This is a genomic window from Variovorax paradoxus (assembly GCF_902712855.1).
GTDB classification, from domain to species: Bacteria; Pseudomonadota; Gammaproteobacteria; order Burkholderiales; family Burkholderiaceae_C; genus Variovorax; species Variovorax paradoxus_Q.
In genome coordinates this window covers 548,272-568,733 of record NZ_LR743507.1, presented here as the reverse complement: position 1 = coordinate 568,733, position 20,462 = coordinate 548,272, and the positions used below count along the sequence as shown (strand labels likewise).

The 20,462-nt window shown below is 69.2% G+C and carries 22 protein-coding genes; 16 read left to right on the top strand and 6 right to left on the bottom strand.

The window, feature by feature from the left end:
- Positions 1–202 precede the first annotated feature (202 nt).
- The 5 genes from AACL56_RS02695 to AACL56_RS02675 all read left to right on the top strand — a co-directional run bounded on the left by AACL56_RS02695 (position 203) and on the right by AACL56_RS02675 (position 5,901).
- A complete protein-coding gene (locus AACL56_RS02695) occupies positions 203–2,272 on the top strand; it encodes a VIT and vWA domain-containing protein (protein WP_339088290.1) in 2,070 nt (689 codons plus the stop codon).
- Positions 2,273–2,355: 83 nt separating this feature from the next.
- Entirely contained in the window at positions 2,356–3,285 is a 930-nt protein-coding gene (xrtQ, locus tag AACL56_RS02690; RefSeq protein WP_339088289.1) for an exosortase Q, read from the top strand.
- A complete protein-coding gene (locus AACL56_RS02685; RefSeq protein ID WP_339088288.1) occupies positions 3,266–3,835 on the top strand; it encodes a hypothetical protein in 570 nt (189 codons plus the stop codon). The genes xrtQ and AACL56_RS02685 overlap by 20 nt, the downstream gene beginning before the upstream one ends.
- Positions 3,836–3,854: 19 nt before the next feature.
- Positions 3,855–5,120, top strand: a complete 1,266-nt coding sequence (locus AACL56_RS02680) for a biosynthetic peptidoglycan transglycosylase (protein ID WP_339088287.1) — start codon at positions 3,855–3,857, stop codon at positions 5,118–5,120.
- Positions 5,121–5,127: 7 nt separating this feature from the next.
- Complete coding sequence (locus AACL56_RS02675) at positions 5,128–5,901, top strand: GNAT family N-acetyltransferase (RefSeq protein WP_339088286.1); 774 nt, start codon at positions 5,128–5,130, stop codon at positions 5,899–5,901.
- A gap of 53 nt (positions 5,902–5,954) precedes the next feature.
- Here the strand turns inward: AACL56_RS02675 and AACL56_RS02670 are convergent, their stop codons facing one another.
- The gene (locus tag AACL56_RS02670; RefSeq protein WP_339088285.1) at positions 5,955–6,620 is read right to left on the bottom strand and encodes a TetR/AcrR family transcriptional regulator; all 666 of its coding nucleotides are present in this window, start codon (positions 6,618–6,620) and stop codon (positions 5,955–5,957) included.
- 161 nt (positions 6,621–6,781) lie between these two features.
- Between AACL56_RS02670 and AACL56_RS02665 the strand changes: the two genes are divergently transcribed.
- From AACL56_RS02665 to AACL56_RS02645, 5 genes are all read left to right on the top strand, one after another.
- Complete coding sequence (locus tag AACL56_RS02665; protein WP_339088284.1) at positions 6,782–8,221, top strand: carotenoid oxygenase family protein; 1,440 nt, start codon at positions 6,782–6,784, stop codon at positions 8,219–8,221.
- Positions 8,218–8,814 (top strand): hypothetical protein, encoded by a 597-nt coding sequence (locus tag AACL56_RS02660; protein ID WP_339088283.1) that lies wholly within the window; start codon positions 8,218–8,220, stop codon positions 8,812–8,814. The genes AACL56_RS02665 and AACL56_RS02660 overlap by 4 nt, the downstream gene beginning before the upstream one ends.
- Positions 8,811–9,707: a pirin family protein gene (locus tag AACL56_RS02655; protein WP_339088282.1), complete on the top strand. Its 897-nt coding sequence runs from the start codon at positions 8,811–8,813 to the stop codon at positions 9,705–9,707. The genes AACL56_RS02660 and AACL56_RS02655 overlap by 4 nt, the downstream gene beginning before the upstream one ends.
- A gap of 231 nt (positions 9,708–9,938) precedes the next feature.
- Positions 9,939–11,012, top strand: a complete 1,074-nt coding sequence (locus AACL56_RS02650) for a flavodoxin family protein (RefSeq protein WP_339088281.1) — start codon at positions 9,939–9,941, stop codon at positions 11,010–11,012.
- A gap of 141 nt (positions 11,013–11,153) precedes the next feature.
- Entirely contained in the window at positions 11,154–11,735 is a 582-nt protein-coding gene (locus AACL56_RS02645; protein WP_339088280.1) for a Spy/CpxP family protein refolding chaperone, read from the top strand.
- 120 nt (positions 11,736–11,855) lie between these two features.
- Here AACL56_RS02645 and AACL56_RS02640 read toward each other — a convergent pair whose 3' ends face one another.
- Positions 11,856–12,287: a serine/threonine protein kinase gene (locus AACL56_RS02640; RefSeq protein WP_339088279.1), complete on the bottom strand. Its 432-nt coding sequence runs from the start codon at positions 12,285–12,287 to the stop codon at positions 11,856–11,858.
- Between the two features lie 251 nt (positions 12,288–12,538).
- On the opposite strand from AACL56_RS02640, the gene AACL56_RS02635 reads away from it, so the two are divergent.
- Genes AACL56_RS02635 through AACL56_RS02625 form a run of 3 tightly spaced genes read left to right on the top strand, consistent with a single transcriptional unit; the run spans position 12,539 to position 15,584 of the window.
- Positions 12,539–13,327, top strand: coding sequence for an endonuclease/exonuclease/phosphatase family protein (locus AACL56_RS02635; RefSeq protein WP_339088278.1), 789 nt, complete (start codon positions 12,539–12,541; stop codon positions 13,325–13,327).
- Positions 13,328–13,339: 12 nt separating this feature from the next.
- Positions 13,340–14,605, top strand: a complete 1,266-nt coding sequence (gene clsB / locus AACL56_RS02630) for a cardiolipin synthase ClsB (RefSeq protein ID WP_339088277.1) — start codon at positions 13,340–13,342, stop codon at positions 14,603–14,605.
- A gap of 10 nt (positions 14,606–14,615) precedes the next feature.
- A complete protein-coding gene (locus tag AACL56_RS02625; protein WP_339088276.1) occupies positions 14,616–15,584 on the top strand; it encodes a lysylphosphatidylglycerol synthase domain-containing protein in 969 nt (322 codons plus the stop codon).
- 3 nt (positions 15,585–15,587) lie between these two features.
- On the opposite strand, the gene AACL56_RS02620 is transcribed toward AACL56_RS02625, so the two are convergent.
- Entirely contained in the window at positions 15,588–16,169 is a 582-nt protein-coding gene (locus tag AACL56_RS02620) for an acyloxyacyl hydrolase (protein WP_339088275.1), read from the bottom strand.
- A 203-nt stretch (positions 16,170–16,372) separates the two neighbouring features.
- On the opposite strand from AACL56_RS02620, the gene AACL56_RS02615 reads away from it, so the two are divergent.
- Positions 16,373–16,870 (top strand): polyhydroxyalkanoate granule-associated phasin, encoded by a 498-nt coding sequence (locus AACL56_RS02615; RefSeq protein WP_339088274.1) that lies wholly within the window; start codon positions 16,373–16,375, stop codon positions 16,868–16,870.
- 50 nt (positions 16,871–16,920) lie between these two features.
- On the opposite strand, the gene AACL56_RS02610 is transcribed toward AACL56_RS02615, so the two are convergent.
- The 3 genes from AACL56_RS02610 to AACL56_RS02600 all read right to left on the bottom strand — a co-directional run bounded on the left by AACL56_RS02610 (position 16,921) and on the right by AACL56_RS02600 (position 19,452).
- On the bottom strand, positions 16,921–18,162 hold the full coding sequence (locus tag AACL56_RS02610) for a metallophosphoesterase (RefSeq protein ID WP_339088273.1): 1,242 nt from the start codon (positions 18,160–18,162) through the stop codon (positions 16,921–16,923).
- 163 nt (positions 18,163–18,325) lie between these two features.
- On the bottom strand, positions 18,326–18,829 hold the full coding sequence (locus tag AACL56_RS02605) for a hypothetical protein (RefSeq protein WP_339088272.1): 504 nt from the start codon (positions 18,827–18,829) through the stop codon (positions 18,326–18,328).
- Positions 18,830–18,930: 101 nt separating this feature from the next.
- Entirely contained in the window at positions 18,931–19,452 is a 522-nt protein-coding gene (locus AACL56_RS02600; protein WP_339088271.1) for a hypothetical protein, read from the bottom strand.
- A 309-nt stretch (positions 19,453–19,761) separates the two neighbouring features.
- On the opposite strand from AACL56_RS02600, the gene AACL56_RS02595 reads away from it, so the two are divergent.
- Both AACL56_RS02595 and AACL56_RS02590 read left to right on the top strand, forming a co-directional pair.
- Positions 19,762–20,019, top strand: a complete 258-nt coding sequence (locus AACL56_RS02595; protein WP_339088270.1) for a hypothetical protein — start codon at positions 19,762–19,764, stop codon at positions 20,017–20,019.
- Positions 20,004–20,462: a hypothetical protein gene (locus tag AACL56_RS02590; protein ID WP_339088269.1), complete on the top strand. Its 459-nt coding sequence runs from the start codon at positions 20,004–20,006 to the stop codon at positions 20,460–20,462. Before AACL56_RS02595 ends, AACL56_RS02590 begins: the two co-directional genes overlap by 16 nt.

Below are 20,462 nucleotides of genomic sequence, written 5' to 3'. Positions count from 1 at the left end.
CTCTCTCCTTGTGTATTCGGCGATGGGCGCGATGCTCGCCGTGCGACCCGAAGACCGTGTGAAGGGCGGACGCCGCGCCACTTCACACGGACTTCACACAGCGGCGGCGCGCGCATTTCGGCTTCAAGGAGCCTTCCAATTTCCTTCTCCTGCGCTGGCGAAAGTTGCGGCTGTGCAAGTTCGCACGGACAAGGACACCGCCATGAATGCCCACACCACCCCACGTCCCGGCCGCTGGCTCTGGCTCGCCACCGTGAGCCTGGCCGCGGCAGGCTTCATCGCCATGGGCGTGCGCCCGGTGCAGGCGCAGGAAGCGGCCGCCGGCCCGCGCCTGAAGACCGAGAGCCCGTACTTCTTCGTGAAGAGCGACGACCCTTCGGTCGACCGCCTGCCGCTGAAAGGCACCGAGGTGTCGGTGAAGATTTCTGGCGTGATCGCCGACGTGACGGTCACGCAGACCTACCGCAACGAAGGCCAGCGCGCCATCGAGGCGAAGTACGTGTTTCCCGGCTCGACCAAGGCGGCGGTGAGCGGCCTCAACGTGCGGCTGGCCGACCGGCTCATCACCGCGCAGATCCGCGAGAAGCAGCAGGCGCAGATCGAGTACGACGCGGCCAAGAAGGAAGGCAAGACCGCCGCGCTGCTCGAGCAGCACCTGCCCAACGTGTTCCAGATGAACGTCGCCAACATCCTGCCCGGCGACGACGTGAAGGTGGAGCTGCGCTACACCGAGCTGCTGGTGCCGCAGTCGGGCAACTACCAGTTCGTGTTCCCGACCGTGGTCGGCCCGCGCTACAACTCGCCGCAGTCGGAGAACGCCAACGCCCAGTGGGTGGCGCAGCCCACGCTGCCCGCGGGCAGCGCGCCAGCCACCGGCTTCAGGCTCAAGGCCACCATCGACACGCCGATGGGCCTGAAGGAAATCCGCTCGGCCACGCACGCCATCGACGTGAAGAAGAGCGACGAGGACCAGCACGCCGACATCGTGCTCGCGGCGGACGGCCGGCCCGCCGACAACCGCGACTTCGTGCTCGACTACCGCCTCGCGGGCGAGAAGATCGAATCGGGGCTGATGCTCTACAAGGGCCAGGGCGAAAACGCCGAGAACTTCTTCCTCGCGATGGTGGAGCCGCCCAAGGCGGTGGCCGCCAGCGCGATCTCGCCGCGCGACTACATCTTCGTGGTCGACATCTCGGGCTCGATGCACGGCTTTCCGCTCGACACCGCCAAGACGGTGCTGCAGCGCCTCATCGGCGGGCTGCGCCCGAGCGACACCTTCAACGTGCTGCTGTTCTCGGGCAGCAGCAGGATGCTGTCGCCGAAGTCGGTGCCCGCCACCCGCGCCAACATCGATCAGGCGCTCGCCACCATCCAGAACTACAGCGGCAGCGGCAGCACCGAGCTGATTCCGGCGCTCAGGCGCGTGTACGCCGAACCGAAGGAAGCGAACGTGTCGCGCACCGTGGTGGTGGTGACCGACGGCTACGTGACGGTGGAGAAAGAAGCCTTCGAGCTGGTACGCAACAACCTGTCGAAAGCCAACGTGTTCGCCTTCGGCATCGGCTCTTCCGTCAACCGCAGCCTGATGGAGGGCATTGCGCGCGCCGGCATGGGCGAACCCTTCATCATCACCGACCCGGTGCAGGCGCCCGAGCAGGCGGCACGCTTCCGCCGCATGGTCGAGTCGCCGGTGCTCACCAGCGTGAAGGCCACCTTCGGCGGCCTCGACGTGTACGACGTCGAGCCGCAGGCGCTGCCCGACGTGCTGGGCGAACGCCCGGTGATCGTGTTCGGCAAGTGGCGCGGCGAGCCCCGGGGCCGGGTGATCATCGAAGGCCAGGGCGCCGGCGGCCCGTACCGCGAGGAAGTGCGCATCGACAGCCGCACCCGGCAGGACACTGCCGCGCTGCGCACGCTGTGGGCGCGCCACCGCATCCAGAGCCTGAGCGACCAGGAAACGCTGGAAGGCGGCACCGCCTTCAAGGACCGCATCACCGAGCTCGGCCTGAAGTACAGCCTGCTCACGCAATACACGAGCTTCATTGCCGTCGACAAGGTGGTGCGCAACGTGGCGCCGCAGGACAGCGCGCAGGTGAGCCAGCCGCTGCCCCTGCCGCAGGGCGTGAGCGAGCTTGCCGTGCCGACGATGGGCACCGAAGTGCCGAGCACGCCCGAACCCGAATCGCTCGGCGCCATCGCCGTGGTGCTGTCGATGCTGGCCATGCTGCGCCGCCGCGCGCGCCGCAACGACGCACGCCGGTTCACGGCATGAGATCACCCAGGCTGCCCGCACTTCGTGCCGTCCGCGGCAGGCCGAATGAAGCGCAGCCGGCAAGAACACAAGAGGAACAACGAATGTCTCTGGCAACACTCGCCCACCGTCATCCGCGCATCGTGGACTGGGGCATCCACATCGACCGCACGCCCGCCGCCGGCTGGCTCGCACTGCAGTTCGCCGCGCTGGTGCCCACCTGGGCCTGGATGCTGCAGCGCATGCGCGACGGCTCCGACGATCCGATGGGCCTGCTGGCGTTGGTCGCGCTCGCGGCGCTGGCCTGGAACCGGCGTCGCGAACTGCGCGCCTCGCCGCGCCTGGGCTGGCTCGCGCTGGCCGGCGCGGGCACCGTGCTCGCGACGGTGCTGCGCACCGGGGTCGGTGGCGTGCCGGCACTGCCGCCGCTCGCGGCCGGGCTGGTGGCCGTGCTGGCGCTGGCTTGCGGCCTGCTGGCGTTCCTGCCGAGGCGCGTGGCGGCGCTGCCGGTGGCGGGGCTTGCGGTGCTCGCGCTGCCGCTGCTGTCGTCGCTGCAGTTCTACGCCGGCTATCCGCTGCGCGTGGTGACGGCCGAAGTCAGCCGCTGGCTGCTGGCGCCGGGCTTCGAGGTGGCGCGCGAAGGCGCCACGCTCATGATCGATGGCCGCCTGGTGATCGTGGACGCACCCTGCTCGGGCGTGCAGATGGTCTGGCTCGGCTACTTCACCGCCTGCGCGGTGGCGCTGTGGGCTGGCCGTTCCGACCGCGGCTTCCTGCGCCGCCTGCCGATGGTCGGCTTGCTGGTGCTGGCCGGCAACATCGCGCGCAACAGCCTGCTGATCGCCTTCGAGGGCGCCGGCCATCCGCTCGCGCCGTGGGCGCACAACGCGCTGGGCCTGGTGGTGCTGGCCGTGGTGTGCGGCGCTGTCGCCCGCCTGATGGTGCCCGCGCGCCCCGCGCCCGAACCCGCCGAACTGCCCATTCCGGGCCTGATCACGACCCAAGGAGCCCGCCATGTCGACACCGTTCTTTGAACGCTGGTTCGCCAACCACTTCATCAACCGCATCGGCCACAAGACCGCTTTCGCGCTGGCGATGGTGCTGTGCCTGCTGTGGTCGGCCGCGGCGGCGGTGCGCGGGCCGGCCGAGGCCGCTGCCGCGGTCGCGTCGCAGGAATGGCCGAGCGAATGGGACGGCGTTGCGCTGCGTCCGCTGGCGCTGAGCGACGTCGAACAGCGTTTTGCCGACCGCTTCCCGGGCGCCATCGGCCGCATGACCGACGGCACGCAGACCCTGGTGATGCGCGCCGTGGCGCAGCCCACGCGCATGCTGCATCCGGCTGCGGACTGCTACCGCGCGCTCGGCTACCGGATCGAACAGGCGCGGCTCGAACGCGATGCGCAGGAGCGGATGTGGCGCTGTTTTGTTGCGCAACGGCACGGCGCGCAAAAAATCCGCGTCTGCGAGCGGATCGTCGATGCCCGGGGCACCGCTTTCACTGACACTTCAGCCTGGTACTGGGCGGCGGCCAGCGGCCAGTCGCATGGCCCGTGGCAAGCGGTCACAGTGGCCAAACCGATATGACGATCTGAGAAACGTGCCTGTGAAGAAGACCCTGCGATTCGTGCTCCTTGGCCTGCTGGCCCTTGTCGTTACAGCGTGTGCAGCTATCTTTCTGATAGTCAAGCTGGCGCTCGCGCCGGCCGCCGGCGAATGGAGCACCTCGGTGAAGGCGGGGCCGCTGAATTTCGAGATCGGGGTGCCGACGGCGGTGCGCGTGGCGACATCGCCATGGTTCGCGCCGTACCTGGACGGGCGCTCGCTCGACACCCGCTTCGGCACGATGCGCTTCGGCTGGAAGCCGGCCGGCGAGCTGCTCGAGATGCAGTGCGCGCCATGCAGCGTCGACGTGCCGGCGCTGGGCACCCAGCCGATCAGGGTCGAACGCCTCGTCGCCACCGTGAAGCGCGACGGCAACACGCTCAACGGCACCTTCGAGGCCATGCCGTCGAGCACCGACACCACGCCGCTGCAAGGCCATTGGGACGGCAAGCTCGCACCGAAGAGCCTGCAGCTCAACGCCAGCGTGCAGGACGCGCCCATCGCCCGCTGGTACGCAGTGCTGGTGCCCTCGCTGCCCGAGCTGCAGCGCGCGCGCATCGGCGGCACGCTGGCGCTGCGCGGCCAGCTCGCGCTGCCCGAGGCCACCTTCTCGGTGCTGCCCACGATCAGCCAGTTCACCGTGGAAGGCCTGGGCACCGAGGCCATGCTCGATGCGCGCACCAGCTGCGGTCCCTCGGCGAAGCTGGGCAACGACAGCTGGCTGGCGCGTGCCGTCATCGCAGCGGAAGACCAGCGCTTCTTCACCCACAACGGCTACGACCTGACCGAGATCCTCGCGTCCATCGACAACAACCAGAAGCCCGGCCAGATCCGGCGCGGCGGCAGCACGCTCACGCAGCAGCTGGCGAAGCTGCTGGTGACGGGCAGCGACCGCACCGCCGAACGCAAGCTGCGCGAGCTGCTCTACGCGGTCGAGATGGAGCAGACGCTGGGCAAGGCCCGCATCCTGCAGCTGTACCTGGACAACGCACCGTGGGGCGGCAACCTCTGCGGCGCCGAGGCCGCGGCGCGCCGCTACTTCAAGCGCAGCGCGCGCACGCTGGAGCCGGCGCAGGCCGTGTGGATGGCGGCCATGCTGCACAAGCCGCAGGCCGTGCTCGAACAATGGCGGCGCGACGGCCAGATCGACGCCGACCGCATCAAGTGGGTGGCCGAGGGCATCCGCGGCATCAGCCGGAACCAGCGCGAGGCGCTGCTCAAGGGCGTGGCCGCGGCGAAGTTCACGGCACCCGAGGCCACACCGTGAGAACCGCATGAACACCGCAACGCTGACCGTCGCCGACATTGAAGCCATCGAACGCGCCACCGTCGCGGCGGTCTCGCCCGAGGTCACCGAGGAAATCGACGGCTGGCTCCTGCCTTTTTCCAGCGGCACCGTGAAGCGCGCGAAGTCGGCCGTGCCGTTGCACCGCAGTGCGGTCGAGCCGGCCACGCTCGACCGCATCGAAGACCGCTACGACAGCCGGCAGGCCGTGCCCGCCCTGCGCCTGGCCGACGCGCCCTGCTTCGAGGAACTGCGCGCGGAACTGGCGCGCCGGCACTACGTCGGCGACAGCCCGACCTGCGTGCAGGCCGGCTCGGCCCTTCGGATGCGCGAGGTGGCAACGTCGGATGCGCCGCTGGCCGACATCGACCGCGCGCCCGACGATGCCTGGGCGGCGCTGTTTCTCGGCGAGGGCTTCGATCCGGTGGACGGCGCGCACCGCGTGCGCATGCTGTCGCGAGCCAAGGGCTCGCTCTTTGCCAGCGTGCGCGAGGACGGCCGCACGGTGGCGGCCGGCGCGATGGCCTTCGGCCACGGCTGGGCCAGCGTGCACGGCATGCGCACCGACAAGGCGCAGCGAGGCCGCGGCCTCGCGGGACGGGTGCTGGCGGGCTTCGCCCAGGCGGCGCTGGCGCGCGGCGTGGAGCGCGTGTTCCTGCAGGTCGATGCGCACAACCCGTCGGCGCTTGCGCTGTACCGCCGTGCGGGCTTCGAGACGCAATGGACCTACAGCTACTGGCAGCGCCAACAGTGGCCTGACTGAGCGGGGCCCGTCCCGGGCAAGGCCGGCGCGCACTGAAAAAGGCAGCGACCGGCTCAGCCGTGCGGTTCGCCCGCCTCGAAGCCGAAGCGCACGTCGTCCAGCGCCCTGTCGACGAGCTCGATCGGGTCGTCGAATTCAGGCGTCACGTTGATGATGCCGCGCAGCCGCTGGTCGATCAGCAGTGTCGCCAGTCCGTGCACATAGCCCCAGGCGGCAGTGATGCGCATGGCCTCGGCGGCGCTCAGCGAGACGGGGGTCGGCTCCGCGGCGGCTTCGGGCGGCTCATTCTTCGCGCCGATGACCGCCGCCATCACCCGCATCGCCTCGCGCGCGGCCGTGTTCAGCACCGGGCGCTTCATGTCGATGATCTCGTCGCGGAACATCAAGCCGAACATGGCCGGGTTGTCGTAGGCGAAGTGCACGTAGGCATGGGCGATGGCGTTGCGCCGCTCGCGCATGTCGGCACGCGCGGCCGCTGCGTCCCGCATGGCGTCGCTCAGGCGCCGGTAGCCGACCGCCGCCAGTTCGCTCACCAGCCCGGTCGCATCGCCGAAATGGTGCTTGGGCGCCGTGTGAGACACGCCCGCTTCGCGCGCAATGGCCCGCAGGCCCAGGCCCGGGATGCCGTCGCGCAGCAGCACGGTCTCGGCGGCGGCGAGCAGGGCTTCGGGCAGCGAACCGTGGTGGTAGCGCTTGGTCGGGGTGTCGTCGGTGGTCATTCGTGAAGCAGGCGGAAGGCGAAGGCGCCGAAACAAAGGCGCCGAAAAATCTTACCACTGGAAAAATTCCTTGACTTCGGTTGCCGACTTGAAGATATTTCCAGTGGAAAGATATCCGAGAGCAGATCCGAGACGCCTTCACCGACCTTTCAGGAGCCCCGATGAACGATGCCCTTCCCCGCAACGCCCCGCCTCCCAACATGGCGCCGATCGACTTCGAGACCGAGGTCGGCCCGCTGCCGCTGAAGGGCGCGATTCCCGACGGCCTGCGCGGCACGCTGGTGCGCAACGGCCCGAACCCGGTGATGCCCGACCCGAAGGAACACTGGTTCGCGGGCGACGGCATGCTGCATGCGTTCAGCATCGACGACGGCAAGAACGGCGCCGAGATTCGCTATCGCAACCGCTGGGTGCGCACCCAGCGCTGGCAGGCGGCCGCAAAAGGCAAGGACCTGCCCGGCGGCTTCCAGGAAGCGCCCCCGGACGGGCAGCAGCGCGACGACGGCTCGGCCAACACCAACGTCATCCGCCATGCCGGCCACATGCTGGCGCTCGAGGAGGCGCACCTGCCGGTGGAAGTGGCGCTGCCCGCGCTCGACACGCTCGGCCCCAACGACTTCACGGGTGGCCTGCAGGGCGCCTTCACCGCGCACCCCAAGACCGATCCGAAGACCGGCGAGCTGCTGTTCTTCGGCTACGGCACGCCGGCGCCGCTGTCGAACGGCATGAGCTTCGGCGTGATGTCGCCCGAGGGCCGCGTCACGCGGTTCGAGCGCTTCGAGGCGCCCTACGCCAGCATGGTCCACGACTTCATGGTGACCGAGCGGCACGTGATGTTTCCCATCATGCCGCTCACCGCCAGCATGGAACGCGCGCAGAGCGGCCGGCCGCCCTACGCGTGGGAGCCCGAGTTCGGCACCCGTGTCGGCCTGATGCCGCGCGACGGCAGCACGCGCGACATCGTCTGGTGGACGGGCCCGGCCTGCTACGTGTTCCACGTCATGAACGCATGGGAAGCCGACGGCAGCCTGTTCGCCGACGTGGTGCAGTTCCCCACGCCGCCGCTCTTTCCCCGTCCCGACGGTTCGCCCGTGAGCGACAAGCCGGCCGCGAGCCGGCTGGTGCGTTGGCAGTTCGACCTGTCGAACCCCTCGCGCGAGTTCATGCAGACGCAGCTGGAGGAGATTCCGGGCGAGTTCCCGCGCATCGACGAGCGTTTTGCGGGCCTGCCGTACCGCCACGGCTGGTACGTGTGCCGCGGCATTGCGCAGCCGGGCGAGCCGCCGCGCCTGTACGCGGGGCTCGTGCACGTCGACCACGCCACGCCGCACCGCGACATGTACCTGTTCCCCGCGCCCGACGTGGTGTCCGAGGGCGTGTTCGTGCCGCGCTCGGCCGATGCGGAAGAAGGCGACGGCTGGCTGCTGGCCACCGTGTGGCGCGGCGCCACAGACACCAGCGACCTCGTCGTGTTCGACGCGCGTGCACTGGCCGCCGGCCCGGTGTGCACCGCCTCGCTGCCGCACCGCGTGCCGGTGGGCTTCCACGGCAACTGGTTCGCTCACGGCGGCGCTGGCAGCCTGCAGGGAGCCCGGCCATGAGCATGCTGCTGGCGTTCGCGCCCTTCATCGTCTTCGCGCTGGGCGACCGCCTGCTCGGCGTGGTGCCCGCACTGCTGGCCGCCGCGCTGGTGTCGGTGGTGATCCTGGCGCGCGACGGACTCACGCCGGGGCGCAAGGTCAAGGTGCTCGAGATCGGCTCCGCGCTGCTGTTCGGCGGACTCGCGCTGTATGCGCTGGCCACGCACACCGAGTGGTCGCTGCTGGGCGTGCGGCTGCGGGTCGATGCGGGCCTGCTGCTGGTGGTGCTGTTCACCATGGCCGTCCGGCAGCCTTTCACGCTGCAGTACGCCAAGGAGCGCACGCCGCCCGAAGTATGGACGCAGCCGGGCTTCCGGCGCGTGAACGACGTCATCACCGCCGCCTGGGCCGTGGCCTTCGCGCTGATGGTGCTGGCCCACGCTGCCGTTGTGGGTGGGCATTGCCGTGACGGTGGTGGCCATCGTGGGCGCCATCCGCTTCACGCAGTGGTATCCCGACCACATGCGCGCGAAATTCCAGGCGGGCGGCTGACCATGTGGCGATGGGCGCATGGGTGGCGCCAGGGCCGGATCGGTGCCACCATGGCCGCATGACCCACGCCAACCACCACGCCAACCACCCCACCGATCCCGTCGCCACGCCGCGCGGCATCGACCACATCGTGGCCGGTGTCTCCACCAGCGACGGAGACGGCGTCAAGCTCACCCGCGTGCTGCAGCAGCCGCTGCAGAAGCGGCTCGACCCCTACCTGATGCTCGATGCCTTCGGCAGCGACAACCCGGGCGACTACATCGGCGGTTTTCCCAACCATCCGCACCGCGGCTTCGAGACCGTCACTTACATGATCGCCGGGCGCATGCGCCACCGCGACAGCGCCGGCCACGAGGGCCTGCTGCAGAACGGCGGCGTGCAGTGGATGACCGCGGGCCGCGGCCTCGTGCACAGCGAATTGCCCGAGCAGGAGGAAGGCCTGATGGAAGGCTTCCAGCTGTGGCTCAACCTGCCCGCGAAGGACAAGATGCGCGAGCCCTGGTATCGCGACATCCAGAGCGGGGAGATCCCCGAATTCACCACCGTCGACGGCGTCCACGTGCGCGTGATCGCCGGTGCGAGCCACGGCATCGAGGGTGCGGTGCAGCGCGAGCACACCGAGCCGCTGTACCTCGACATCACGCTGCCGCCGGGGGCGGAGTTCGCGCAGCCGCTGCCGGACGACCGCAACGTGCTGGTCTACGTGTTCCGCGAGTCGGTATGGATCGCGGGCAGCGAGATTCCGACGCGCCGCATGGCCATCCTGGCCAACGAGGCCGGCAGCGACGGCGTGGTGCTGCGCGCGGGCGCGACCAACCACAGCCCGGCGCGTGCGCTGCTCATCGCCGGCAAGCCGCTGCACGAGCCCATCGCGCAGTACGGCCCCTTCGTGATGAACACGCAGGAGCAGGTGAAGCAGGCGGTGCACGACTTCCAGAACGGCAAGCTGCGCTGAGCGGGGGCGGTTGCCCACCTGCCCCACGGAGTGGGTGCAGTTGCCCACCTGCCTCACGGAGTGGGTGCAGTTGCCCACCTGCCCCACGGAGTGGGTGCAGTTGCCCACCTGCCCCACGGAGTGGGTGCAGTTGCCCACTTCCCCCACTGAGTGGGTGTAGTTGCCCGCCTACCCCAAGACGGCATCCGGCCCGCATGCGGGCGGCCGCATCGGCTGCCTTAGATTGCAGCCATGCCCTCCACGATCCGAAAAGGACAGGCGCCAGACACGCTGCAGCGCGCCGAGTTCCACGAACGCTTCATGCAGCCGTTCCAGGACCCGGCCTTCAAGGCCGAGGCCGAGGCGCTCGCGCGCATCGAGGTCGTGGCGTGGGAGGCCTACCAGGACGGCCGCAAGGCACCGGTCACCCGGAAGGCCGGCCCCGGCTATGCCGACCCCGACTACGACCTGTCGGTCGACTGGCTCGAAGCCAAGGCACGCATCGATGCGGCGCAGGCAGCGTGGGGCGATCCGCAGACGCGATCGCGCGTGCTGCTGGTCAACGGCTCGCCGCGCAACGACGGCACCTGCCCGGGCGAAGTCTCCAAGACCTGGCGCCTGGCCGGTCTCGCGCGCGAGGTGCTCGAGGGCAGCGGCATCGAGACCGACCTGCTCGACCTGAGCCTGGTCACATCGGAGTACGGGCGGCAGATCCATCCGTGCAAGGGCTGCGTGTCCACCGCGATGCCGCTGTGCCACTGGCCCTGCAGCTGCTACCCCAACCATTCGCTGCGCCAGACCGGCGACTGGATGAACGAGATCTACGAGCGCTGGGTGGCCGCGCACGGCGTGATCCTGCTCACGCCCACCCACTGGTACCAGGCCACGAGCCCGCTGAAGCTGATGATCGACCGGCTGGTGTGCGCGGACGGCGGCAATCCCGATCCGAGCAGCACGCACGGCAAGAAGCCGGAGGAGGCCAAGGCGATCGAGCTCGAGGGCTGGGGCTATCCCAAGCACCTCGACGGCCGCGCCTACGGCGTGGTGGTGCACGGCGACGTGGCCGGCATCGAGAGCCTGCGGCGCAACCTCTGCGACTGGCTCGACTGGATGGGTCTCGTCGACGCCGGCATGCAGTCGCGGCTGGACCGATACATCGGCTACTACGAGCCCTATGCCACGAGCCACGACGACCTCGACGAGGACGCCGACGTGCAGGAGGAAGTGCGCAACGTCGCGCGCGCGGTGGCCCGTGCCGTGGGCGAACTGCGCGCGGGCAAGCTGCAGTCGCCCGACCGCGGGCTCAAGCGGCCGCGGGCGAAGTAGCGCTGCGCACAGCCGGGCTTTTTGCGGTTCATCAATCTTTACGCAAGCTCACGCCGGGCTAACGGGCGCGTTACAGAGGTCTTCCACACTTCGTCTCACCTGCTGCCCATCGGCGGCAGTCTTCGAAAGGAAGCACTTCTCATGATCTCTCTTCGCCAACGCATCGTCTGGGCCAGCCTGCTCGGTTCGGCCGCCCTCGCCTCCTCGGGCGCTTTCGCTCAAGCGCCGGCCGCTCCTACCGCAGCCGCTCCCACCGCCGCGGTGGCCCAGGCCGACAACGCCGCCGCGCCCAAGGCGCAGCACAAGCGGATGGACCCCGCCAAGCGCATGGAGCGCATGCAGGAACACCGCGCCAAGCGCATGGCCGCGCTGAAGGACAAGCTCAAGCTGAACGCCGGCCAGGAAGGCGCATGGTCGACCTTCACCAGCGCGACGCAGCCGCCCGCCGGCCCGCGTCCCCGCATGGACCGCGCCGAGTTCGCCAAGCTGACCACGCCGCAGCGCCTGGAACGCATGCAGGCCCGCCAGGTCGAGCGCAGCGCCATGTTCGCCAAGCGCGCCGACGCCACGAAGACCTTCTACGCCACGCTGACGCCTGACCAGCAGAAGACCTTCGACACCGAGACGGCACACTTCGGCGGCCCGCGCGGTCACCGTGGCCATGGCGAGCACGGCGGTCCCGACGGCCACCGCGGCGCGCCGGCCGCACCCGCCAAGAGCTGATCCCGCCCGCCCGGCCGGGCAGCCGTGAAAAGCCCCCGCAGCGCGAAAGCACTGCGGGGGTTTTTTCATTGGAGACCCGCCGCGCGACGATGCGGCGGGCAGCGGGTCACTGGCTACCGGTTACTTCGGAGTGCCGGTCTTGTCCGTCGGGTTCGTCACCACTTCCGGACGTTCGCCCTTCTGGCCGAACTGCGGCTTCACCTTGCGGCCGGTCTGGCTCACTTCGGCGCGCGACATCTCGCCCGTGGGTTGGGGCATCGCGTTGGGCTGGTGGTTCACGGTGGTCGTGGCTTCGCCCTTGGGCACCATGTTGGTGGCGTTGCTGCGGTTGTGGGCGCGGGCCTCGGCCTTCACGGCTTCGCGCGAGTTGGGCATCGAGTTGTCGGGCCGCTGCGTCGGATTGGCCACACCCGCGGGCGTCATCGTGCTGGCCTGGCCGCCGACCGCGGGGTCGGGCTGTGCCGGAACCGAGGTGGTCTGCGCGGTGGCGAGGCCGGCCGTGCCCAGCAATGCGGCAAGAACGGCGGCGTGGAAAGTGGCTTGCTTCTTCATGACTCGTACTCCTTGTGGCTTGTCTCGTGATCTCGTGATCGGTGGATGGGAAGAACGGGAAAGAAATGTGGGCCGTCTTGTCCGAGCCCTGAAACCACCGTAGGAGCCCCTTTTTCGCCGCCGTGTGGGGGTGCGGCAGGCCTGCCTGTAGGAGTCCGCCGCCACGGCCTGAAGGGGGCTGCAGGGCGGCGGAAGAAGGTGGCGCGTTCCTACAGTCGGCAGCTGCCCGGCAACGTACAACCCGCACAACGATGTCTTCCTCGCCCAATCCTGCCGCAACCGAACTGCCCGAGACGACCTCATTGAAGGTCATGACGGTGAACACCCACAAGGGCTTCACTGCGCTCAACCGCAAGTTCATTCTGCCGGAGCTTCGCGACGCGGTACGCACCGTGGGCGCGGACGTGGTGTTCCTGCAGGAAGTGCTGGGAACCCATTCGCGCCACTCGCGCCGCGTCGACAACTGGCCCGAGGCGCCGCACTACGAATTCCTGGCCGACACCATGTGGCCGCAGTTCGCCTACGGGCGCAACGCGGTGTATCCGAAGGGCCACCACGGCAACGCGGTTCTGTCGAAATTCCCGATCGTGCATTTCCGCAACCACGACGTGTCGGTGAGCGGACCGGAGAAGCGCGGCCTGCTGCATTGCGTGCTGCGGCTGCCGGGGCGCACGGTCGACGTGCACGCGATCTGCGCGCACCTCGGCCTGGCCGAGGCGCACCGCCAGCAGCAGCTGGAGCTGCTGTGCCACATCGTGCGCGACGAGGTGCCGGCCGACGCGCCGCTCATCGTGGCGGGCGACTTCAACGACTGGCGCGGTCGCGCGCACGACATCCTCGAGAAAGGCGCCGCGCTGCGCGAGGTCTTCGTGCACGCCACCGGCCGCGCGGCCCGGACCTTTCCGGCCCGCTTTCCGATGCTGTCGCTCGACCGCATCTACGTGCGCAATGCCGGCGTGCATGCGCCGGTGGTGCTGCCGCGGCGCCCGTGGTCGCACCTGTCCGACCATGCGCCGCTGGTGGCCAACATCGATCTCTGAGCAGCGAGCCTCATGAACAACAACCACTGGGTCGGCGGGAACCGCATCGAACTGCTGGAGAACGGCGAGCAGTTCTTCCCGCGCGTGTTCGACGCCATCCGCAACGCGAAACGCGAAGCTATCGTCGAGACCTTCATCCTGTTCGAGGACAAGGTCGGCCTGCAGCTGCACGAGGCCATGCGCGAGGCCGCGCAGCGCGGCGTGAAGGTCGACCTGATGATCGACGGCTTCGGCTCGCCCGACCTGTCGCGCCAGTTCATCGAGAGCCTCACTTCGGTGGGCGTGAAGGTGCGCGTGTTCGACCCCGGCGCGCGCTTCATGGGCCAACGGCTCAACGTGTTCCGCCGCATGCACCGCAAGATCGTGGTGATCGACGGTGAGCGCGCGTTCGTCGGCGGCATCAACTACTCGGCCGACCACCTGCTCGACTTCGGTCCGAAGGCGAAGCAGGACTACGCAGTGGAGCTGCGCGGGCCGATCGTGGGCGAGATCCACCAGTTCGTGCTGCGCGCGATCGCGCTCGGCGGCAAGGGCGCCGGCTGGTTCCGGCGGCGGCTGCGGCTCACGCCGCCCGTGGCGCAGAGCCATGAAGGCGATGTCGAGGCGTTGTTCGTCACGCGCGACAACCGCCGCCACACCAACGACATCGAGCGCCACTACCGCGCGGCGATCCGCTCGGCGAAGGAGCGCATCGTGATCGCCAATGCCTACTTCTTCCCGGGCTACCGGCTCATCAAGGAACTGCGCCGCGCGGCGCGCCGCGGCGTGGACGTGCGGCTGATATTGCAGGGCGAGCCCGACATGCCGATCGTGAAGACGGCCGCCAGCATGCTCTACCACCATCTGCTGCATGCGGGCGTGCGAATCTACGAGTACTGCGAGCGGCCGCTGCACGGCAAGGTCGCGCTGATGGACGACAAGTGGAGCACCGTGGGCTCGAGCAACCTCGACCCGCTGAGCCTGTCGCTCAACCTCGAAGCCAACGTCGTCGTGCGCGACGCTGCCTTCAACCAGGTGCTGTGGGAGCGCATGGACCACCTGATGCGCCATAGCTGCAAGCAGGTCGAGCCGGCCGATCTCGCGAGCGAATGGAGCGGCTGGCGCCTGGTGCGCAGCTTCTTCGTGTTCCACGCGATGCGCTGGTATCCCGCGCTGCTCGGGCGGCTGCCGAAGCACGTGCCGCGCCTGACGCCGGCCGAAGCGACCGAGCTCGCGAACCGGCGCGACACCGGCGTGAGCAACCCGACCGGCGGCGCGACCCAGACGGAAGCCGCCTGAGCCACCTGCCATGAGCGCGACGGTTCTCTCCCGTCATGCCCGCCACACCTTGTGGCCATGGGCGAAGCGCGGGCTGGTCTGGGGCTTCTTCGCGCTCATCGCATGGCTGCTGGTGCGCCAGGCGCGCACCATCGACTGGGACGAAGTGCTCGACGCGATCGTCGCGCTGCCCGCGTCTACCCTGCTGGCGGCCGGCGTGCTGGTGGCCTGCAGCTTTGCGCTCTACAGCACCTACGACCTTCTGGGGCGCCACGTCACGCGGCACCGCCTTGGCACCGGCACGGTGATGGGCGTGACCTTCATCAGCTATGCCTTCAACCTGAACCTCGGTTCGCTGGTCGGCGGCGTCGCGTTCCGCTACCGGCTCTATTCGCGGCTGGGGCTGGGCAACCAGGTCATCACGCGCGTGCTGGGCTTCAGCATGCTGACCAACTGGCTCGGCTACCTGGTGGTGGCCGGTGCGGCCTTCTGCTTCTGGCCGCTGGCACTGCCGCCGACCTGGAAGATCGGCAACGAAGGCCTGCGCGTGCTCGGCGCGGTGCTGATGTGCGCGGCGCTCGCCTACGTGGTGCTGTGCGCCTCGGCAAGCGGGCGCACATGGCGCGTGCGCGGGCATTCGTTCAGCACGCCCAGCCTGTCGATGGCGATGCTGCAGCTGGCGATGTCGTGCGCCAACTGGTCGCTGATCGGCGGCGTGATCTGGTTCCTGCTGCAGGGCCGGGTCGACTACGTGCACGTGCTCGCCGTGCTGCTGGTGGCCGCCGTGGCCGGTGTCATCACGCACGTGCCGGCGGGGCTCGGCGTGCTCGAGGCGGTGTTCGTCGCGCTGCTCGGTCACGAGGTGCCGGAGGCGCAGCTGCTCGGCGCGCTGCTGGCGTACCGAGGCCTCTATTACCTGCTGCCGCTGGTGGTGGCCACGCTCGGCTACCTGTTCACCGAGGCGCGCGCCAGGCGGCTGCGCACCCGGACCGCGCGCTGACGCTCAGAACCTGTACGTGTAGCGGACCTTCAGGAAAGTCTCGCCCGGGTTCGGCTTCTTGATGCCGGCGTTCGAGAAATGCTGCACCCGCAGCGACAGTTCGTGCGCGCCGTTGTCGCCGAAGCTGCGGCCGATGCCCAGCACTTCGGTGAACTGGAATGCGGTGCTGAAGCTGCGGTCGGGCGTCTGGTAGATGTGGTCCATCACGCTGCCGCCGATGCCGCCTTCGGCGTACCACGGCGAACTGCCCTGGCCGAAGCGGTACCGCCAGGTGTAGAGCGCGCCGATCTGCGCGTAGTTGCGCGGACCGTCGCCGAGCGCGGGCGCGTGCCAGTTGCTGATGAAGACGTCCCAGTAGCCTGTGAGCGCTCCCTGCTGCACCGGCTTGCCGGGCCACCAGGGAAAGATCATGCCGACAGTGCCGGAGTTGGTGCTGCCCATTTCGCCATGCGCCGCGTGGCCGGCATCGAAGTAGACGCCGCGGGCGTTGTCTTCGAAGGCGCAGGCGGCCTGGCCCAACACGACCAGGCCGGCCGTCACGGCGGCGGCGCGCAGGACCTTGGACACATTGATTCTTTTTGTCATAAGGTGGTTTTTGAATGCAAGGTGTGGAAACAGGAGACATGATCAATTTCAGAGGTGTGACGCATCGGCAACGCACGTAATTTCCACATCGGGCGGTAGGACTTCTTCAACAGGAATGCAGGGTCGGAGTTGTTGCAGCGCAGCAATCCCGCTCATAGGCGCCTATAGTGGGCCGACTTCGTTCACGACAACCACTGCCTCACATGCTGTTCCCTGCCCCCACCCTCGCCCAGGCCGGCCCACTCGCGCAGTGGTTCGAGCTGGCCCTCAAGACCCAGGAAATGCTGCTGTCCTCTGGCTCGGTGATCCGCATGCGCACGGAGCGCATCGCCCGCGCCGGGCTTGCGCCCAGCGCCGACGATCTCGCGGAATTCCAGCTGATGGGCCAGGAAAAGCTCGCCGCCGCCAGCGAATCCGGCCTGGCGATGGCCAGGCAGTGGCAAAGCAGCCATCTCTCGCTGGCCAACCGCGTGCTGCAGCAATGGCTGCAGAGCACCAGCGCGTTCTTTTCCCTGGCCGGCAGCGTGACGCCCGCGCAGGCGGCCGCGCACAGCGATGCCCTGGTGCAGTCGGCGGCGGGCACCGTGGATGCGGCGAGCCGGTTGCCCGACATCGCGGCGCGCATCGCGAACGACGGCCTCGAGCCGATCCGGGCGGCCGCCACGTCGAACGCGCGCCGGCTGGCCGACCGCGGCGCCTGAACTTCCGGCGGGAAGCAGGAAAGCGGGAAAGCGGGAAAGCGGGACGCGCGTCAGTCCCGCGCCGGAACCAGCGTCAGCAGCGTGATTTCCGATGGCGCACCGAAGCGCTTCGGCGGCCCCCAGTAGCCCGTGCCCCGGCTCACGTAGATCCACATGTCGTGCAGGCGATGCAGTCCCGCCGTGAAAGGCTGCTGCATCGGCACGAACAGGTTCCACGGAAAGAACTGGCCGCCGTGCGTGTGGCCCGACAGCTGCAGCTGGTAGCCTGCAGCGGCCGCCACCGGCGCGCTGCGCGGCTGGTGCGCCAGCAGCACGCGCGTGTGCACCAGCGGCGGGGCGTCGTACAGCGCCAGGTGCGGATCGCTGGCGTGGGCGGCGTCGAAATGGCCCGCGGTGAAGTCGGTCACGCCCGCCAGCACCAGCGCGCTCTCGAACAGCTCCTCGTCGGTCTGCGCGCCGCGCACGTTGCGCGTCTGCAGCACCACGTGCTCGTTGAGCAGCACCTTCAGGCCGAGCCGGCGCAGCTCGTCGATCCAGGCGTGCGCGCCCGCGTAGTACTCGTGGTTGCCGGTGACCACGAAGGTGCCATGCCGCGCGCGCAGCCCGGCCAGCGGCGCGATGTGCTCGCGCAGTTCGGCCACGGTGCCGTCGACGAGGTCGCCGGTGATCGCGATGGCGTCCGCGCCCAGGCGGTTGACCGCGTCGACGATGCGCTGGATGTACGTGTTGCGGATGGTCGGCCCGACGTGGATGTCGCTGAGCTGTGCGATCGTGAAACCCTCGAGTGCCTGCGGCAGCCCGCGGATCGGCACCTCGACGCGTTTCACGCTGGCGGTGCGGCGCGCATTCAGGAAGCCGATGGCCGAGGTGGCGGTGGCCATTGCAAGCACCGCCAGCGCGCTCCAGGGTTTCAGTGCCGCCCACTGCACCTGCACGCCACCGGCGACGCCGGCCAGCCAGGTCAGGCCCAGGGCGGCATCGCGCACCAGCGTCAGCACGAACATCGACGAAAACCAGCCCATGCTGATCAGGCCGATCCATTTCAGTGCGGTGCCCGGCGAGGCGCCGTCGCGGCGCGAGAGGAACGGCAGCGGAATGGTGAACGCCGACACTGCCAGCGCAACCAGCGCCAGCGGCCAGGCGGGCGTGAGCACGGCCAGCGCTGGCACGAGGCGCAGCGCGATGTAGACGTGCAACAGCGCGGTCAGGGCGCTCAAGGGACGGATCGGCATCGGGGCAATGGGTTCGGGCACTGCCCGGGATACGCCATCTGCAAGGCGCGTGCCGTGCATTCAAGGCACGGCAAGGCGTTGGCGTCGCTATTTTTTCTATAGCGCAGCGCGCCCGGATAGCGGGCGTTGCAGCTCAAGGAGGCACCTCGAGTTTACGCCGGCCAAACGTTTGCGCGTGCAACGCCGGTGCCCGGCTGCACCGGCATTCGCAGTCCCGCGGTCGTTACTGCACCGCGCGCGTGCCGGCCGAGGCCATGTCGGTGCCTGCCGGCCAGACGAAAGTCGCCTTGGCCGGGGCGCCCTGCAGCACGTGCAGCGGCTGCTTGAGCACCTGGTTGCCCAGGCGCGCTTCCACCTCGTAGGTGCCCGGGTCGAGGCGGGCGACCATGAACGGGCCGCCCGACGTCACGTTGTCGATCAGCGCGGTGCCGCTGCCGTCGCGCACCGTGACGTGCACGTTCGCCGCGAAGTCGGCGCCCTTGCTGTCCTTGACCGCGAATTCGAGGGTGGCGGGCCAGCGCGGCGAGACCGTCTCCATCAGCTGGGCCTCGTCGCTGCCGATGCCGCCGCTCATGTACTCGATGCCGTGCGACATGTAGATCGGCGGATTCACCGCCGCCTGCGCCGACGAGAACGCGCCAAGCAGGACGGCGCCGCACAACAGCGCGGCCGCCAGGGGCCGCATGCTCGCTGCATCCGGCCTGCGCGATGAAAAACGGGGAGTCATGGTCTGGGTCCTTTCCTGTTCGTCGTGGCGAAGAGCCACGTTGCCACTGTGCGGCGCGTGGCTTAGGAAAGGCTGACCGGCCCCGCCGCGGCCGGGAAGGCTCAGCGCGCGGTGGCCGAGCTCTGCGCCAGCGTCTGCGCCAGCGGCGGTGTCACCGAGGCCATGTCGAAGTTCGACGGCCACACGAACGAGGCGCGCGCCGGCACGCCCGCGATCACCACCAGCGACTGCGTCAGCGTGAGGCCGCCGAGCGTCACGTTCACGTCATAGGCGCCGGGGTTCAGGCGCGCGAGCATGTAGGGCGACCGGGTCTGCACGTCCATCACCAGCTGGCCGGTGTACCGCTGGCGGATTTCCACCGCTGCCTGCGCCGGGAAGCCGCCTTGCTGCGCGCCCTTCCCGTCGCTCACGCCGAGCGCGATGGTGGCTGCCCAGCGGGGCGAGACCATTTCCATGAAGGCGGCCTCGTCGCGCGCGGCGCCGCCGCACATGTATTCGATGCCTTGTGCCACCTGGATGGGCGGGTTCGAGAACGCATGGGCCGAGCCGAAGGCCCCGAGGAAAGCTGCTGTGCCGCTCAAAACCAGCGCGGCCAATGGCCGCCGGAGACGCGAAGGGTTCATTGCTGTGGTGTCCTCGAACTTGCGTGACGTGAAATCCGTCGGGGATTTTGCTTAGCAAGAGTCGGGCTAGATATAGCGTTTACGAGGAACGATCTGCAGAGCGGCGTTGAATGCTATTGTTTTCATAGCTGATGACGTCCGTGTGACGCGCGTCCCGGCTACTTTTCCTCACAACCTTCACATAAACCCTGATGCGCCGTGGTCTGCGGCTTTTTCGGGATGCTTTCCGGCGGCGGGCATGGTGCGCGCCTACAGAGGTGCATGGCGGCGCGGACTATGAATGAACCAACGCAATCAAGGAGCCTGGCCATGACCCTCGAATCGACGATCAACGAATTCAAGAAAGTCGACGCTGCGCGCGCCGACTACCCCGGCGAGCACCTCATGGTGCTCGGCGCGGGCATCCTGCTGCTGCTCGCGGCGGGCCGCAGCCGGTCGTTCCTGGCGCGCATCGCCGTGGGCGCGGCCGGCGGGGCGCTGATCGGGCGCGCGGCCAGCGGCACCGGCGGCGTTGCGAAGCTGGCAGGCGCATTGCAGTCCGGAGGCTGGGCATGGCCGCGCCGCTGAGGAGCCGCGCCGTGCGCGCCGCCGCGGCAACACCCGACCGGCGCTACTGGCCGCTGTGCCTGGCGGTCGCACTGCTGGCGATGTTCATGTTCTACGTGACGCTCCAGGGGCTAGTGCGGGAAAGCGCGGCGCACGCCGCGATGCAGTTCGACCAAGCCGTGGCGGCCGCTCGCCAGACGCCGGTGGCGCCCGACATGCCGCGTTTCGAGCCGATCGCGCCCGCCATGCAGGTGCCTGCAGCCGCGGTCGCCGCCGTTGCTGCCGAGACGCTGTCACCGCCCGCCGTGGTGCACGCCAGGGCGGCCGCACCGGCGGTCGTCGAGGTGACCAAGTGCTTCACGCCGGGCGGCGAAGCCGCCTACTCCGACGGCCCGTGCCCGGAAGGATCGCAGGCCACCAAGCTGCGGTTGCCGCGCGACATGAACGTCGCGGCCAGCCTGTAA

Excerpts from the sequence above, each read along its gene's own strand:
- AACL56_RS02695 (WP_339088290.1), top strand. The coding sequence starts at position 203 with ATGAATGCCCACACCACCCCACGTCCCGGCCGCTGGCTCTGGCTCGCC.
- xrtQ (WP_339088289.1), top strand. The coding sequence starts at position 2,356 with ATGTCTCTGGCAACACTCGCCCACCGTCATCCGCGCATCGTGGACTGG.
- AACL56_RS02685 (WP_339088288.1), top strand. The coding sequence starts at position 3,266 with ATGTCGACACCGTTCTTTGAACGCTGGTTCGCCAACCACTTCATCAAC.
- AACL56_RS02675 (WP_339088286.1), top strand. The coding sequence starts at position 5,128 with ATGAACACCGCAACGCTGACCGTCGCCGACATTGAAGCCATCGAACGC.
- AACL56_RS02670 (WP_339088285.1), bottom strand. The coding sequence starts at position 6,620 with ATGACCACCGACGACACCCCGACCAAGCGCTACCACCACGGTTCGCTG.
- AACL56_RS02665 (WP_339088284.1), top strand. The coding sequence starts at position 6,782 with ATGAACGATGCCCTTCCCCGCAACGCCCCGCCTCCCAACATGGCGCCG.
- AACL56_RS02660 (WP_339088283.1), top strand. The coding sequence starts at position 8,218 with ATGAGCATGCTGCTGGCGTTCGCGCCCTTCATCGTCTTCGCGCTGGGC.
- AACL56_RS02655 (WP_339088282.1), top strand. The coding sequence starts at position 8,811 with ATGACCCACGCCAACCACCACGCCAACCACCCCACCGATCCCGTCGCC.
- AACL56_RS02650 (WP_339088281.1), top strand. The coding sequence starts at position 9,939 with ATGCCCTCCACGATCCGAAAAGGACAGGCGCCAGACACGCTGCAGCGC.
- AACL56_RS02645 (WP_339088280.1), top strand. The coding sequence starts at position 11,154 with ATGATCTCTCTTCGCCAACGCATCGTCTGGGCCAGCCTGCTCGGTTCG.
- AACL56_RS02640 (WP_339088279.1), bottom strand. The coding sequence starts at position 12,287 with ATGAAGAAGCAAGCCACTTTCCACGCCGCCGTTCTTGCCGCATTGCTG.
- AACL56_RS02635 (WP_339088278.1), top strand. The coding sequence starts at position 12,539 with ATGTCTTCCTCGCCCAATCCTGCCGCAACCGAACTGCCCGAGACGACC.
- clsB (WP_339088277.1), top strand. The coding sequence starts at position 13,340 with ATGAACAACAACCACTGGGTCGGCGGGAACCGCATCGAACTGCTGGAG.
- AACL56_RS02625 (WP_339088276.1), top strand. The coding sequence starts at position 14,616 with ATGAGCGCGACGGTTCTCTCCCGTCATGCCCGCCACACCTTGTGGCCA.
- AACL56_RS02620 (WP_339088275.1), bottom strand. The coding sequence starts at position 16,169 with ATGACAAAAAGAATCAATGTGTCCAAGGTCCTGCGCGCCGCCGCCGTG.
- AACL56_RS02615 (WP_339088274.1), top strand. The coding sequence starts at position 16,373 with ATGCTGTTCCCTGCCCCCACCCTCGCCCAGGCCGGCCCACTCGCGCAG.
- AACL56_RS02610 (WP_339088273.1), bottom strand. The coding sequence starts at position 18,162 with ATGCACGGCACGCGCCTTGCAGATGGCGTATCCCGGGCAGTGCCCGAA.
- AACL56_RS02605 (WP_339088272.1), bottom strand. The coding sequence starts at position 18,829 with ATGACTCCCCGTTTTTCATCGCGCAGGCCGGATGCAGCGAGCATGCGG.
- AACL56_RS02600 (WP_339088271.1), bottom strand. The coding sequence starts at position 19,452 with ATGAACCCTTCGCGTCTCCGGCGGCCATTGGCCGCGCTGGTTTTGAGC.
- AACL56_RS02595 (WP_339088270.1), top strand. The coding sequence starts at position 19,762 with ATGACCCTCGAATCGACGATCAACGAATTCAAGAAAGTCGACGCTGCG.
- AACL56_RS02590 (WP_339088269.1), top strand. The coding sequence starts at position 20,004 with ATGGCCGCGCCGCTGAGGAGCCGCGCCGTGCGCGCCGCCGCGGCAACA.